This is a genomic window from Enterobacter cloacae complex sp. IR5412 (genome assembly GCF_049237385.1).
GTDB lineage: Bacteria > Pseudomonadota > Gammaproteobacteria > Enterobacterales > Enterobacteriaceae > Enterobacter > Enterobacter intestinihominis.
On sequence record NZ_JBMKHQ010000012.1, the window covers coordinates 13,926 to 28,788 of the forward strand.

The window sequence follows — 14,863 nt, forward strand, 5'->3', positions numbered from 1 at the left end:
CCGTTGCATTCACCGTTTTATGGCGGTTGACAGAGCCTCATTAAGAGCCGCAATTAGCTCAGGCGAAGTCGGCTCCAGATTTTTGGAAGCGTTCAGCAGCTCCTGAAGTGAAGAGATTTCCTTTGGCTCCACCTGGTTTGTTTCAGGTGCCGTTTTTTGCACTTCATCCAGTGTACGCTGTGCACCGTTATCCAGCACCAGCACCCCCCCGGCACGAATTTCTGAAATGGTGCGCAACGTATACATCAATTTATCCCAGACACGGCTACCAACCTCGAACCCGGAATCAGCTACTTTTTCTTCATTATGCTTTTGAAAAATTTCTTCTAACCAAGTGGTGAAGCGCTTTCCAAAAGTATTGGCGGCTAAAGAAGTGCAGGAATAAACCTGTTCGACCTGTTTTGTTCCATTTTTATCAGTGAATGTAATGAGACCGATTCGGCCACTGTTAACAGTGTAAAAGCGAGGTTGAAAGCCAGCTTTGAGAAGGTTTTCAATAGCTGAAAAAAAATCTTTTTTGAGCATCGGTTTCAAAATGGTTTTCCTTTTATGCCCGGTGCCGCCGGGGCGGTGGCGTTAAATATACGCCATGTAAGTAAATTAATTTATACCCATTTGATTGTCAATACAAACAAAAAAACAAACCATGTTTATTATTTTATCAACGATGCTATTTTAAAGTCCGTCTAAAATAAAAAACCAAAAAGTTAAATTTGAAGCCGTCCTTCCTAAATTCATTTCTTGCGCATATTAGCACCCTGCTTTAAGTAAATAATTTTTGAAAAAGTTGTCTGGAGGTTATTAGCTCGTGCATCTGGATTGGTAATATAAAGCCAACACAGAAAAGGAAAACAAAATGTATAAATTAGTATCTCCTCGTGAACTGACTGAGATTATTACCGGTTTACTGCTTAAACCTGAACTCCTTGGTGAGCTGGACTCACCAGAAAAGCATCGGATGTTTATGGCAGATTTAGGCCGCGTGGTGGCCGAACATTGTGGAGGTCTGGTAAACAGCGTCGTCTTGCCAGGAACAGAAGTTACAGTGTCGGATGGGTTACCGCTTAATGGCCAGCCGGTACGTTATCTCGGAATCAAAGAGAACATCCCTCACCTCCTTGTAGAGCCTGATGCTTCCTTACCTTCGCTCGCTAAAAACGTCTGGATGTATGCAGATCCTGAAGGCTGGAAAGAACATTTTGGAGCTGAGGAAGACTGCCTTACTCCTGAAATGATGCAGCTGTTCCGTAAAGGTATCCAGGCTCTTCAGAAAGAGCATGACACCCCTGAAATTAGCCTCACACTTCAGGACTGGCGCCTGGAGGAGGAAACACTGCCAGAAGAGGACAGTCAGGCCTATCAGGTCAGCGTTACCGGCCAACATAACATCCACTGTGAAGTTGTTAACAAGGAAGGTAACCCCTGTTTTGGTGTCATGTTCGAAATCGATCAGGGTGTGCCTGCCTTACACATCAACACCGGCGGGGATATGTTGCTCCACATTCATTGCGCCCATAACGGACTCGTTCTGACCCCTGATGCAAGCGGTCAGCGATTTGATAAGGCTCCCGTTGACCGCTTCTCTTATAACAGCCCATCCCTGCTGTTGTCTGCCGACTAACCAAGGCCAAATCTGAATTGTCCCGTTTAAGTAACCAACCCGCTGCCGCCAGGCGGGTAAATCCTCTTAATGGAGTTTTAATGCAAATCTCAACTGAAGTTCTGAACGTCTTATCTCGCTGCCGTGCTGAAGGGAACTTTCTTTTCCTGGCCGACCAGCTCGACCGCAGCATTTATGTTAAGACAAACAAAGTGCTCGAAGCCGCCGGTGGCAAATGGAACCGAAAAGAGCAGGCACATATTTTTACGGCGGATGCAGCTGAGCGTATCGAGCAAATCATTCTGACAGGTTCGGTTGACATCCCACGAGATCTGTTCAATTTCTTCCCTACACCTGAGAATTTAGTCACAGATATGGTTCTACGCGCTGAACCAGCTGCCGGGGAGCGTGTACTGGAGCCAGAGTTTGGTGATGGCCGCATTCTGAAAGCCTTAAAACTGGCGGCTCCGGATGCATTGATTACCGGGATCGAATTGAACGATGAGCGATTCCTTGCAGTGAAGAACGATAGTGTCCTTAGCACAGGAGTCGAGCTGGTGCATACCGACTTTCTTGGGTACCAGCCCGATGAAACTTTTGATGTTATCGTTATGAATCCACCATTCCTTAAACGCTCTGACGTTAAACATGTCATGCATGCCATCGCAATGCTCGCTAAGCGAGGTCGCTTACAGGCCATTCTGTCAGCTGGGGTATTGTTCCGGGAAGACACACTGACAAAAGCGCTCAGGGAGCGAGTCAAACAACTTGGCGGACAAATTTCGCCTCTTCCGGATGATACATTTAGGGAGTCCGGAACAAAGGTCAAAACAGCCCGCCTTGAAATTGATCTTCGCCGCTAACTGACAAGCAACCGGAAAGAAATCTTAATACGAGTAGCCGGTTAAAGTTACCTGACCGGCTTAACTGACTAAATCAATAAAGAGTGAACAGAAATGACGCATACTGCCGTTTCTCAGGCTAATAGTGCTTTGCAGCTACCCACGGTGGAGCATGTCTACGCTCTTCTGAAAGCAAATTGTAAACCTGACCGCTTTGACGGGCGTGACGGACCCGTGTGGGGCCAGGAATACTCGTGGAATCTGGCAAAAGATCGCTTACAGGATCTGGAGAAATACGGTAAGGCATATGTCTCCCGTCATGAAGACCGTATGGGGGAAGGATTTAGTTTTGGTCCTGACCTGTTAATTATTCGCTAACGCTCCTAATGCCTGATGATATGGTAAGCACAACTGGAAAAATATGTTTTCAAAGCCTATGACCACTTTCACACCAGAACGTATTGAACAAATTTTGGAATTTGCCGAGGGTAGTAACCCAAGCGAAGCAATGAGTCTCAGAGCTGACGAAGTTGCTGTACTGGCACGTATTGGAAAGGCAGTTATGTCGATTGCGCCTGTTTATCAGTGCGAGTTTTGCCACCATGACGCAACCGGGCAACTTCAGTGGCACTGGGAAGATGTGAACAAAGCTTTTTATGATAAATACGATCCAGACAGACGCGGAAGACGTCGAATCCTCTATACCGCCCCGCCGATGCCTTTAGTTTCGGCTGACCTGCTTAACATGGCTTCATCTGCTATTGAAGACTTGCTCACTAACAAAGACAGAAGTGGTGCGGGAATGTGGAATGACATTCCAGAACAGCTACGACGCGCAGCAGAACTGGTAATGGATAATAGCCGGGCCGCTGAAACAGAAGCGATGCTGATGCGTCTTTATGTAGAATGTGACACAGGTGAGCGCAGGGGCAACGGCACTCAATCTGGCGTAGCAATGCCTTCTTGGCAAACCGTTGAAGAGGCACGTGTGTTGCTAGGGGTGAAATGATGCAGTTCTCGCCAGGGCAGTTTGTAATTCACAACAAGAAGCGCCTTGCGGAACGAAGGTAGACGTACTGACTGAGGTTCACTCCCCTCTCGACTGGTGGCGTAATGCCGCCAGGTTTTGATTCATATATGCCGTCCGTTAACGCATTTATATCTGACATACCTAATTTATCCTGATTCTTTTTTACACAAAGTAAAAGCATCACTTAATGCGATATGTGGATGCCGATAGTTTCAGGCTAATGTTATAAGTTTTGCAATCGTTGCCAGTTTGGACACCACAGAAATGTCAGATGTAATTCCAAAAAGAAAGATTTCCGTCCTGAACGCACAATAAGGTTTGTCGAAAGGCAAATTATAGATTTGTAATTTCGAGCACCATATGGAGAAGTTTTTTATACTTTTACGAACATAGTGACCTTTAGGAAAAGCTTAAAATAACACCAAACCTAAAGGGGAATAAGAATGAAACATCTCGCTTTTATTACTGCTGTAGCCGGACTCGGTATGTCTGTTCAGGCCCCAGCTCAGATATATGAATCGGCCTTTAAAGACACGAACGGTATTGAGATCCACGCCCCGTCTTCTCGTCTTATGCTTAATCCGGCATCACCGGTAACTTTGACACTTATTTCAGGTCTTGATCGTTTCGTTAATGTCAAAGTCACGAAAGACACTGGAACTGTCATTCTTAATACTACGACTACACGGACGGGTGTATCAGACCGACTAACAGCTGCTGACGGTAGTGAGTTCTACGGCAAAAAAGTAACTTTGCCTGCTTTGGGTGAAGGCAAATTTGTCGTTCAGATAAACGTGTTAGATCTCAATCAGAAGCCTGTAGCGACCTATAACTATAACTGGCTAATTGATGTCACCCCTCCAGCGGCAAATGCTCTTACCGCTAATACTGGTTCTGGCTCTACCGCTGGTGACGTGTGGAAGCTTGGATTAGAGGCAACGGGGCAGTATGACTTCACCTCTTCGGGCGTAAGTGATGCAAATGGTATTGATAAGGGCCTAATATATATTTACAGGCAGGACGGTAGCCTCTACAGCACTACACAGATGCAGTATGACGTATCCGGCCAAAAGATGTACCACACTTACTCTAAGAATTCAGTTAAGGGAACCGGAATACCAGACAGCAACCTGGATGAAGACTTTACTGCAAAAGTTGTTATCTTCGATAACGCAGGTAATAGCCGAACGCTGCCAACTCAAAAATTTCGCTACGACAACACGCTGGGTGAGATGACACTGTGGGCCGTTCATGATCCAAATACGTCTTCCAGCGTCGTACCCGGGGTTTCTAATTATCCGGCTTACAAAGCCGGTATGGTCGTTAACGAAAACCCTATTCGATTAGTCTACCGGATCCCAAAATCTAACTACCGTGCTTATTCAGAAGGTGGGCTTCAGTTCATCAATCAATATTCCGCCCCCAAAGAGATAGCTGTAGACAGCACTTATGCTTATGTTGAAATGACTCTTCCCTATGGCTCAATTAATGGGGATATGGCTCGTATGGCGAACTTTGGCCAGTGGGGAGGGTATTATCCGTCATACAGCCTCGTTCTAAACCCATCTGCAAACCAAACGCCTGCATTTGCGGGTACCTGGGTAGATTTCCTCGATGATAAGGGGAACTGGGTTAAGTGGAAGGATTTTGAGAGTGTGGCTTCATCACGACTGCCAATTAAAATTTCCCGACTTCGTTTTAACGTTGAAGCCCGGCCCTTTGCACAAGAGATCGGCGGTAAGGCGACCTGCACCATTCCGGCAGGAAAAACCTCGTGTGAAGCGCCTGAGACGTTTGATATGGCCTTGGGTACCCAGGGCTACAATAGGATCCTTTACTTCGTTCGCAGCATCAGCAATCCCATTTTGCGGTCTGAGCAATGGATTATGACACGCTGGAACAATAAACAACTGCCGGTAATAAACTCGATATCATATGACGAGACTAACAAGCAGCTGGATGTACTGGCGTCACTTGAAGGCGATGGTAACTGGTTCGACTCGGTCTCATTGAGGGAATTTTATCTTTCCGATAAGAACACCGGTACCCGGATGTCACCCACAGGCGTAATCAAATCTCGTATCTCAGGTAACTACACGATTGCTTATGATTTATCCCGTCAGTCTGAAGGAAAATACAACGTTGAGGTCAACATCAGGGACTTCTTCCAGAACCAGACCAATAAAACTTTCGGAGAAATTGCTCTGGATAACACTCCTCCGACAGTGGCCATAACATTCGACGGAAAGCCGGTAAAAGACGATACGGTAGTGTACGGCCTGGAGAACCTCAGGATCGCTCTGGCAGATAATCTGACAACCCCGAGGATAACCCGTCTTCAGCTCGTAGGTGGCCCCACAGCTGATAACGTTGAGCTTACGTGGTCACCGGCAGGCAAAGATACATACATGCCTGAGTATCCGAGGCTGTTCCCAAATTTCGAACCATCTGAAAATTATTCAATTAGCGTAACAGTTGCCGATAGTCAGTCGAATACCAAAACCTATACTCAGAAGTTCAGTTATCTACCGAATAACCTTGTGCAGTTACATAATCTACGCACATTATCGGTCAGTTCGCCTCTCAAAACGACAGATGGCGTACCCCTTGCGTACCTGTCCACTAACGTTCTGCGTAAGACAAATGGAGAAATTGCTAAAGGGGTCCAGAACGCAACGCTGACTGTGCGGAAGGATGCAGCCTTCGGTATTAAATTTAACGGGGCACAGGCGGCTCCAGGTGAGTCAGTTGAGGTGCAAATAGATATGGGCCAGGGGGATAATCTTCTGTTACCCGTTTATCCTTCCGAAAATGGGAAAGTTGGCACCTCAGAATTCATGATTCAGATCGACGAGTTGAAGTAACTACCCGGAGCCGACAGTAAAACTGACGGCTTCAATTTTACTGCCCTCCTTGACTCCGATCAGCCAGTACGTCTTCAGAGATTCGCAAGGAAGAACCGAAAGAAAAGTTACTTTAATCGTACGTTTCCAGCGATGCTTTTAAAAGACAATGCACACTCGTTGATTACGACAATGGGAGTGAGTGTCGAAACCCTTGAGTAAGGATACCCGGTAAATATACAGCCCCGGGGATCCTCTTCCTTCAACCGGGGATGACAACGGTAGTGAGTCCGGCAACTCACTCCCGTTGTCACTTCTCTGACATATCGTCATACGAGCTTACTCAAGTGCATCCACAAAGATGGGATCGTTTTGAATCTAAACTGGTACTGGTTAGCCAGTCACTTGCATCTATTCCCCCGTCGATACTTAAGTGACAATTGTAGTGATCTGCAATACTGGTGTCTCAGAAACACTGACGACGGTAGAGACTCAATACCCTAACCCCTGACAACAGGAGTGAGCTTAGAGGTGTTACGCTGCTGTCACTTAATGCTTGGGAATTGCCTGACTCACAACCATTGTCATCCGGAGCTACTGATTAACGTTGAACCGCTGGACTTTAATGACAGTGGTAGTGATGGATAGGCTCATTTCCATTGTCGTCATTTTATCGGACAAGCCTCTTCGTCCTACAGGTTTAAGCTGACAATGGTAGTGATTGGATGATCTCACTACTGTTGTCACTCAGTTCTTTGAGCGGACCCTTCCCTCGGTTGGTCGGCATTAACAACGGTAGTGACTCGATTGGCTCACTGCCATTGTCATCGTGTAAATGACGTACCTTATCAGCTCAGCTGAAAGCAATGACAACGGAAGTGACTCTAATTGCTCACTGCCATTGTCGTCGTGTCTATTGAGAGCCTTATCAGTGCACCTGAAAAGCAATGACAACGGTAGTGATTCTAATGGCTCACTACCGTTGTCACCGTGTGTATTGAGAGGATGGTCCACTTAACTGGACGTCTATGACAATGGTAGTGACTTTAATAGCTCACTACCATTGTCGGCGTGTGAATTGAGAGGATGATCAGCTCAGCTGTACGGCCATGACAATAGTAATGACTTAATGAGCTCACTACCGTTGTCACCCTGTTAATTAAGAGGCTCATCTGCTCTTCTGGAAGGCTATGACAACGGAAGTGACTTGCTGGGCTCAGTGCCATTGTCGCCGTATGAATTGAGAGGATCATCCGCTCTTCTGGATGGCAATGACAACGGTAATGACTTAATAGGCTCACTACCGTTGTCATCCTGTAAGTTAAGAGGTTGATCTGCTCAACGGGACGACTATGACAACGGTAGTGACTTGCTGGGCTCACTACCATTGTCACCCTGTGAATTGAGAGGTAGATCCGCTTAACCAGACGTCCATGACAACGGTAGTGACTTTCTGGGCTCAATACCGTTGTCACCCTGTGATTTAAGAGGTTGACCCGCTCTACTGGACGGCCATGACAACGGTAGTCACTTTCTGGGCTCACTACCGTTGTCGCCACATAGAATGAGAGGAGCATCAGCTCAGCTGAACGGCAATGACTACAGTAATGAGCTGGATGAAGCATAACCATTGACATCTGGCCCAACCGGAAGCCGTATTCGCCAATCCAATCGAGATTCACAATGGCCGTGACTCGCCGCATTAAGTTCCGGTGTCCTCCCAAAGCTGAACGCACACTCGGAGGACAATGACAATGCCAGTAAGGTACACATCATTACCATTGTCACTATAGCTACCAGAGAAGCCGGGATTTGAATGTCGATGGTAGTGAGTGGGTCAACTCACTGCCATTGTCACCCCGTTACGATATTTTCCGTTGGATGTACTGGCCAATGAAGTAAAGCGTAGAAACCGGGTGTTAACAGGTGACTCAGGAGAAAGCGTTGAATTCGCAATCTCGATCTACATAGGGTGGTAGAGAACAATGACAACGGTAATGACTTTTGACTCATTACCGTTGACGTGAAAGAGCGGGCTGGGACTAACGAAAATCGAAGAAGTAATTTAGCACCCGGAGCCTGAACCGCCGGGTTAACTTTAGCTGGCGTTGCTGTTCTTTTTCTGGCTTCGAAGACTACGAATATAGCGCAGTTCTTCAGCGGTTAAATCATGGACGGTAAGAACATCATCGCCGTCTATCGGGTCAGCTGGTGGGCATAACTCACCTTCTAAAACAGAAGACCCTGAGTTCTCTTCTTCATCTTCAACCACTTCTAAAGGAGGCTGAGTATTGTTCAAATTCAGATCGGGATCCCGCTTATGAATCTGGAAGTATACTTTTCCGTCTTTCTTAATTTCGGTGTACTGGAGGTATCCTATCGATGCCAACTCTTCAAGAGCCTTTCTCACGGTAGCATTCTGACTATTTGCTCGTGTTTTGAGGTTCAGACGATTTTTCAGCCGAGTAAGGGATATCGGTATAGGATTTGGCGGTAATGACTCTATGAACGTATAGAGAGCCTGGGCGCTTTCCTTCTTGGCCAACTCCTTAATTGCCTTCAGCTGCATCAAAACCTTATGATCGTATTGATAGAGCTCGAAAATCTTAGGATCAACCTGAAGGACAACCTGATCTGATTCCGGGTCTAACAGGGCAGACTGTACCAGATGCGTTGTATAGACTTTGGACGAGTTATTACTGGTGAACGACAAGGTAACGGATGCTAACCTGCGTAAGGAGGCGTCTATACGTTTTCTGGACGCTGTAGATGAGCGATAATTTTCAGGCGTACATAGCTTGAGGAATTCAGTGAATTTTAAGCTTATCGTGTCATTGTTAATCGGATGATTGGCATAGGTTCGAATGATGCCCATCCACGTCTTAAAATCTACTGACATATCAAGACGCTCACCGACAATTGAAATATTGGTGAACCCCTCGCTCTCCATTAAAGAGAGCGTCTGTAACTCTTTCGTTGCGTCAAAGCCAACCGTTTTATATTCCCGATTTTGACGCCCCACACTCTTTGGTGATGGGACGAACAGCCCGAGCCGCATCAAAGCAATAGACTGCACCGTACGGTTGCTGTTAGGACGCAAAATGATGTCTTTACCTGATTCTTTCTCTCTAACAGAGAAAGCCCTGGTGACCAGGTCCTGCTGCTCAGTATCTTTCTCTTTAGTCATAATAAGTTATCACTGAATGTGTAAACAGATTGGTGAATAGTAAGCCCCAGCGAACTCTATGTCACTGGATGGATCATTGTGATGATCCATATCTGTGCATAAGTTCTACCTAAAAAAACGACTCCACTCATTAAAACTTGGCAAAAACTCTTTGCATACAATGACCTGCAACTCTTATCAACAACGGATCAGATCAAGTTAAAAAGATCTAATGAAAAGTCACTACTATTGTCGCTCTGATCACTACTGATGTCAAAAAACTCATTACCAACGTTATAATAATCACTACCAATGTCAAAATAATCACTACTGTTGTCACTGATCACGTCTCAGGCCTTGTGCCGTCTGGCCTGGAGGCAGCGGGGATCTCTTTTGATCTATCAGGAACACTAAGGTACTAATTATTGGAACTACCTTGTGGAAAATGGGGATAAATAAATGCTTAGTTCTTATACAGGTCTCAACTTGCCTCCCTGATAAAAACTGTCGTCAAAGCTAAATCACAGCCACAGGCATTTTCGGTGGATAAATTTTTGAGAAATAGAAGCATACATGCAGACTCGTGTCGCAAGTAATTGAAAGTAATAATTTATTTAAATAATGCGAGTCACCTTACCTTACAGTGGAAGTTTAAGTCTAACCTCACTACCATTGTCACTTAAAATCATTACCAACGTCGAAATAGTCTCTACCATTGTCTTTTAAGTCACTCCCGTTGTCACTTATGTCGCTACTGTTGTCAGTGACAATGCTCCAGCCCAGTAACCATGCGGCCTACAGCGTACCGGGATCTTCTTTGTACTCTCTGGCACCTTTGGGATCATTTATTGGATCTACATGAGGGATAAAATCTTTTGACGATTTCGTAGTGCAGTTATACCAGCGACTTAGCAAGACAAAAGCTGCAATTTAGTGACGAGTTACTAGTCTGCCCAACAAGAGCAATGCAGAGAAGATATGTGGTGAAATGACCATGGTAGTGAGTCTAATCACTACCATGGTCCGCAGTAAGCGTTACTTACGCAATGAACGTCGGACTGATTTGCAACAACATGGGCTACGGCGCATCAGAAGACGGCCGTTGTGCTTCAGCAAAACAGCCCTGCTTTATTTTAATTCTTCAATGTTAATCATGAACTCAGATCTGCCTGTAAGGCCGGATACAGCAGGGAAAATAGGAAAGCTACGGCTGTCCCCGAGCCCCAAATCCAGTTGAAGCTCTTTGCTTTCACCTGGCATCGCAGAAACACCATTTACAGTCACGCCGAATGCAGCGTCCTTACGGACAGTAAGCACTGCGTCCTGAAGCCCTGTAGCGATTGAACCATCCTTTTTACGCAGCTGGCTGGCATACAGAACAGCCAGAGGAGTATTGTCAGATGTTTTGAGAGAAGCATTGACAGCTAAGGTTTTCAGATTCTCTAGCCTGACGAGATTGTTTGGAAGGTAGTTAAATTCGACTGAGCTTTCTTTAACGTTGTTCATCTCATCTTTGGCCTGAACTGTGAGAGTGTATGTTTCGCCTTCATTAAGAGACGGAAAGATCTTGGGATAATTAGGTGCATACAGGTTGTTTCCCAGATTCACCCAAGACAATTCCACCGCATCAGAAACAGGGCCACCGCGAAGAGTCATACGGCTTAAGGATGGTTTAGTTAGAGCATCGGTGAGCTGTATACGGACGTTCTCCAGCCCATATACTGTTACGTTTTTGCTGATCGGTTTTCCTTCGTAGCTAATACTTACAGATGGTGCTGTATTATCAACGACAACAGTTTGATAAGGGAGGTTACCGGTATTGTTGAATGTATCTTGGGCATTAATTACCACGTTATAACTGCCTTCTGGTACCTCTTTCATGTTGAACTCATACGTGTAGTTCCCAGACGCCATATTTCTACCTGTTTGTTTGCCGGTTACGCTTATTTCTGCGTTGTTACGGTTTTTATCTGACAACCAAACTCGATTTACATAAACATGGTCGAAATATGAACCATCTCCAGGTTGATTCACGTAAACCTGGAGAATGTTGGTGGTTTCAATGTAATCAAATCCAGTGACGGAGGGACCCAGTGTATGCCAGGCTATATTCTCCCATATAGGGGCAAAGAAGGTTGCTTCGGTGGTTGACCTTACTTCATAGCCACTATGAAGATAGCCGGTAGTGCCATTTATAATATCCTGGGGCAAAGAGACGGTACAGGTTGTTGAGCCAGCTGGAATACTGCATGTTGCTCCGCCAGTGATTTTTTGATCATATGGCCTAGCCTGTACATTGAACCGGATATTAGTAAGTTTTATAGGCATATCAGATGCCTTGAACAGGTTCCAGTTTACGCTGTTGAACCATGTTCCATCAGCCTTTTGTCGTTCTATGGGTGAACTTCCCCAAGCCGGACTCTTTACAGAGGCAGGATCCCAGTTGAGCCAGCTGGCATACTGACCAAGATCTCCTCCAGACCATTGATATGTATTCACAGGTCTATAGTAGTTTCCATCTAAGGCACCCTGTGGCAGCTTAACTTCCACGTAGACATAGGTGGCATCTTCGGAAAGGACCTGTACTCCGCCATAGTTATTGGTAATGCTCATGCCACCATTTCGATATGGCTTCCAGTTAGTTCTTGGGATACGTATAACCAACTTGTAGGGGTTTTCCAGCACTGTAAGGCCTCGTTTAAACGGGACGTATCCCGAAGAAATGCCGGGTACAACACTGGTGCTTACACGTGAGTCATGAACTGCAAATGGCGTAAATTCTCCCATTTGATCGTCATATAAAAACCGCTGGGGAGGAATGTTAAGCGTATTTCCTGCCAGGTCCGTAACGATGAAATTGAAGGTGAATTCTTCATCAAGATCACTTGAGGGCATGCCAGCCTGGGTGTTCATATCTTTAATCCACGGATAGAACGCACGTTTATTGGCTGTGTCATAACTCAGGTTATTGTCGGAGACCACAGAACCATTACTTCGTTTAATGACAAGACGGATCTTGGCAATTCCACTAGCATCCTCAATACCGTCTGCAAATATAGAAAACTGGCCACTACCGCCTCGGCCCAACTCCCAAAGTGGCCCAGAAAGTACCATGTCGTAACCTGCGTTTTGACTCGGATAAATACTCTTATAGCGTGGAGGAGTTGTATCAACGATGAAATGATAAGTAGATGTGCTCACTACAGTCTGGCGAATATCCAGAGTTTCATTGACTACAGTAAAGGTCCCTTCTCCGAGCGCCGGTAGAACCATATCCTTTCCATAGTATTCTGTTCCATCGGCAGCAACGATACGATCTGCAACGCTCGTTTTGGTCGAGACGGAGGAATACATAACCTTTTTATCGCTGTCTCGTGTGACCGTCACTCGCTCGTACCGATCAAGACCCGATATCAAGTTCAGAGTCAAAACACCAGCGGGATTAAGATATGTTTGTGTTGCAGGCTTAATATTCCGAACAGCCTTATTGGTATCTGTAAATGAGTAGCTAAATACCTGAGCATGTGCCGAAGATACAGTAGCAAGGGCAGTTGCAACCATGCAGCCAATTAGAGTTTTACGCATATGATGCTCCGGGAATAGGTTATAGCCTTATTCTACGGATTCAGCCTACAAGGTCCGGTCGGATAAAGTGATAATTTGCCTGTTAAAAGAGACATCAAGTGAGAAAGCAACCAACGTACAGAATGCAAAATGGCGGCAGTGCATCTGGATGACGCAAAAGTAACTTTTTGTACCCACTTTTTTGGATTTTAGCCTTCAAAATGAGTATTCAACCAATCATAAAAGTAACTTTTGATAGACGCTGCTCCTTTATGTTTGCCAATTGTGCTGATATGTTTTTAAATTCAAGGAAGCGAGATTTTAAAAGCATCTGTTGAGTCAAATTTATGTAAAATAACAGGGTAACCATCACTTCTAGGTTGAGGAAACCCAATGTTATACATGCTCTTATGCTGTTTTCTGATGCTCAACAGTACATTCGTTATGTTCAGAGCAATGTCTGCAATAAGTAAAGGATCCGCTAAAGAAAACCGGTCTGAAATATCGCTGATAGTCCTAGCAACACTTGGAATTGCATCACCATTCATTGTCGCAATGATTACTATTAATGAAAGTATGACATCTAAAACAGTAACAGATTTTTCTTTGGGTGCTCAGTGGTCCGGAATGGTTTCAGCGGTAGCGCTAATGGGGTTATATGCTCGACGCGTTTGGAAAGAGAAGAAGTCCTTATTTACTGGCGCTTTCCTGGCCTCTTCCTTAATGGCCTTTATTTTTACTGACAGCCTTGTTTTCGTATCCCAGAAGGACACCGGCGTTCTGGCTACTTTCGTACTCGATAAAAACGCTGGAGATATTGATTGTAGTCGCCCGGCTATGATTGTCCATTACAGTAAAGGTGTTCCAACGGACTGGCGTTGCCCAACCAGTATCATGTTGATGGCGTATTCTTCATATCCTTTTTTACCTTGGCCTGAGTATAGCCATGGTACCAGCCAGTCTCTTACGGTTGTTATTGATACATTTATGGAAAACGCTGTTAATCTCAGTCAAAAATAATAAATAAACCTCTCTAGTGAGAGGTTTTATAAACCTGAGCCACCAATCTAATTAACTCTATATTTTTGTTTTAGCTTTTTTAAAGGTAGACTTACCGAATAAAACAGCAATTATAGAGCAAAGGCCTGGCGTTAGGACAAAAGCTAATAATGCACTGCCAAAACTTGTCATTTCAGGCACCACGAACCAGCTGATAGGCCACGTCAGGGCAGGTAAATTTAGCGGATCATAAAGCGCATGTAGAGCGCTTAACACACAGTAAAGTGCTAAAAAGCAAACTAGATAAACAACGATCCACATTTTAATTTGCTCAGCAATTTCAAATTTAGGACTGCCCATGCTTTACCTCAGTGGCTGAATATTGATGGTTAATATCTTTAATCACCCGTAAGCACTTAGTGCATACCTTAGTTCGATTTGTCTGCTTGTCCAGAGTGTATTTAACTTCAAGTTGACCTCCAGCATTAAGCAAAGTGAGCATCTCATCTTCTAACACGCTTCGGTAAATGGTCTTGTCCGAGAGTGTGCCCGGTAACGAGTACTCAACATAATTGTTTGAAACTCTTACCGATTTAGGGATTTTACCACTGAGCTGGATTTCATTCGTTGAAGGCATTACAGTTACTTTAATCACAGTTGCCGGTGACCAGAAATCCTGATAACGCACTTTATGAATTTTATCAGCTCTAAGGCCTAACCACACATTTCCGGCGATAAGAACAATAAGCAATCCATAAACTGATCGTCGAATGTTACGCCTTTTAATCACAATGTCCCCCATCCCTCAAATATCATTCT

Annotated in this window: 11 protein-coding genes; 6 read left to right on the forward strand and 5 right to left on the reverse strand. The window is 45.0% G+C overall.

Annotated features, from left to right (window positions below):
• Positions 1-9: 9 nt before the first annotated feature.
• Positions 10-525, reverse strand: a complete 516-nt coding sequence (locus ACOTX2_RS18715; protein ID WP_012695482.1) for a hypothetical protein — start codon at positions 523-525, stop codon at positions 10-12.
• A 331-nt stretch (positions 526-856) separates the two neighbouring features.
• Between ACOTX2_RS18715 and ACOTX2_RS18720 the strand changes: the two genes are divergently transcribed.
• The 5 genes from ACOTX2_RS18720 (at position 857) to ACOTX2_RS18740 (ending at position 6,336) form a co-directional block, all read left to right on the forward strand.
• Positions 857-1,621: a hypothetical protein gene (locus tag ACOTX2_RS18720; protein ID WP_000277498.1), complete on the forward strand. Its 765-nt coding sequence runs from the start codon at positions 857-859 to the stop codon at positions 1,619-1,621.
• 80 nt (positions 1,622-1,701) lie between these two features.
• Positions 1,702-2,463, forward strand: a complete 762-nt coding sequence (locus ACOTX2_RS18725; RefSeq protein WP_001447802.1) for a methyltransferase — start codon at positions 1,702-1,704, stop codon at positions 2,461-2,463.
• 93 nt (positions 2,464-2,556) lie between these two features.
• Positions 2,557-2,820, forward strand: coding sequence for a hypothetical protein (locus ACOTX2_RS18730; RefSeq protein WP_000149862.1), 264 nt, complete (start codon positions 2,557-2,559; stop codon positions 2,818-2,820).
• Positions 2,821-2,863: 43 nt separating this feature from the next.
• Complete coding sequence (locus ACOTX2_RS18735; protein ID WP_000491820.1) at positions 2,864-3,451, forward strand: hypothetical protein; 588 nt, start codon at positions 2,864-2,866, stop codon at positions 3,449-3,451.
• A 464-nt stretch (positions 3,452-3,915) separates the two neighbouring features.
• On the forward strand, positions 3,916-6,336 hold the full coding sequence (locus tag ACOTX2_RS18740; protein ID WP_000681217.1) for an Ig-like domain-containing protein: 2,421 nt from the start codon (positions 3,916-3,918) through the stop codon (positions 6,334-6,336).
• A 2,077-nt stretch (positions 6,337-8,413) separates the two neighbouring features.
• Here the strand turns inward: ACOTX2_RS18740 and repHI2 are convergent.
• Positions 8,414-9,502 (reverse strand): IncHI-type plasmid replication initiator protein RepHI2, encoded by a 1,089-nt coding sequence (repHI2, locus tag ACOTX2_RS18745; RefSeq protein ID WP_000159528.1) that lies wholly within the window; start codon positions 9,500-9,502, stop codon positions 8,414-8,416.
• A 1,107-nt stretch (positions 9,503-10,609) separates the two neighbouring features.
• Complete coding sequence (locus ACOTX2_RS18750) at positions 10,610-13,066, reverse strand: Ig-like domain-containing protein (RefSeq protein WP_001232713.1); 2,457 nt, start codon at positions 13,064-13,066, stop codon at positions 10,610-10,612.
• Between the two features lie 372 nt (positions 13,067-13,438).
• Between ACOTX2_RS18750 and ACOTX2_RS18755 the strand changes: the two genes are divergently transcribed.
• Positions 13,439-14,065, forward strand: a complete 627-nt coding sequence (locus ACOTX2_RS18755) for a hypothetical protein (protein ID WP_000966518.1) — start codon at positions 13,439-13,441, stop codon at positions 14,063-14,065.
• Between the two features lie 57 nt (positions 14,066-14,122).
• Here ACOTX2_RS18755 and ACOTX2_RS18760 read toward each other — a convergent pair whose 3' ends face one another.
• Together ACOTX2_RS18760 and ACOTX2_RS18765 are read right to left on the reverse strand one after the other, a co-directional pair.
• Positions 14,123-14,404 (reverse strand): hypothetical protein, encoded by a 282-nt coding sequence (locus ACOTX2_RS18760; RefSeq protein WP_000535423.1) that lies wholly within the window; start codon positions 14,402-14,404, stop codon positions 14,123-14,125.
• Positions 14,391-14,834 (reverse strand): hypothetical protein, encoded by a 444-nt coding sequence (locus ACOTX2_RS18765; protein ID WP_001805248.1) that lies wholly within the window; start codon positions 14,832-14,834, stop codon positions 14,391-14,393. The genes ACOTX2_RS18760 and ACOTX2_RS18765 overlap by 14 nt, the downstream gene beginning before the upstream one ends.
• Between the last annotated feature and the right edge of the window lie 29 nt (positions 14,835-14,863).

Excerpts from the sequence above, each read along its gene's own strand:
- ACOTX2_RS18755 (WP_000966518.1), top strand. The coding sequence starts at position 13,439 with ATGTTATACATGCTCTTATGCTGTTTTCTGATGCTCAACAGTACATTC.
- ACOTX2_RS18720 (WP_000277498.1), top strand. The coding sequence starts at position 857 with ATGTATAAATTAGTATCTCCTCGTGAACTGACTGAGATTATTACCGGT.
- ACOTX2_RS18760 (WP_000535423.1), bottom strand. The coding sequence starts at position 14,404 with ATGGGCAGTCCTAAATTTGAAATTGCTGAGCAAATTAAAATGTGGATC.
- ACOTX2_RS18715 (WP_012695482.1), bottom strand. The coding sequence starts at position 525 with ATGCTCAAAAAAGATTTTTTTTCAGCTATTGAAAACCTTCTCAAAGCT.
- ACOTX2_RS18725 (WP_001447802.1), top strand. The coding sequence starts at position 1,702 with ATGCAAATCTCAACTGAAGTTCTGAACGTCTTATCTCGCTGCCGTGCT.
- ACOTX2_RS18740 (WP_000681217.1), top strand. The coding sequence starts at position 3,916 with ATGAAACATCTCGCTTTTATTACTGCTGTAGCCGGACTCGGTATGTCT.
- ACOTX2_RS18730 (WP_000149862.1), top strand. The coding sequence starts at position 2,557 with ATGACGCATACTGCCGTTTCTCAGGCTAATAGTGCTTTGCAGCTACCC.
- ACOTX2_RS18735 (WP_000491820.1), top strand. The coding sequence starts at position 2,864 with ATGTTTTCAAAGCCTATGACCACTTTCACACCAGAACGTATTGAACAA.
- ACOTX2_RS18750 (WP_001232713.1), bottom strand. The coding sequence starts at position 13,066 with ATGCGTAAAACTCTAATTGGCTGCATGGTTGCAACTGCCCTTGCTACT.
- repHI2 (WP_000159528.1), bottom strand. The coding sequence starts at position 9,502 with ATGACTAAAGAGAAAGATACTGAGCAGCAGGACCTGGTCACCAGGGCT.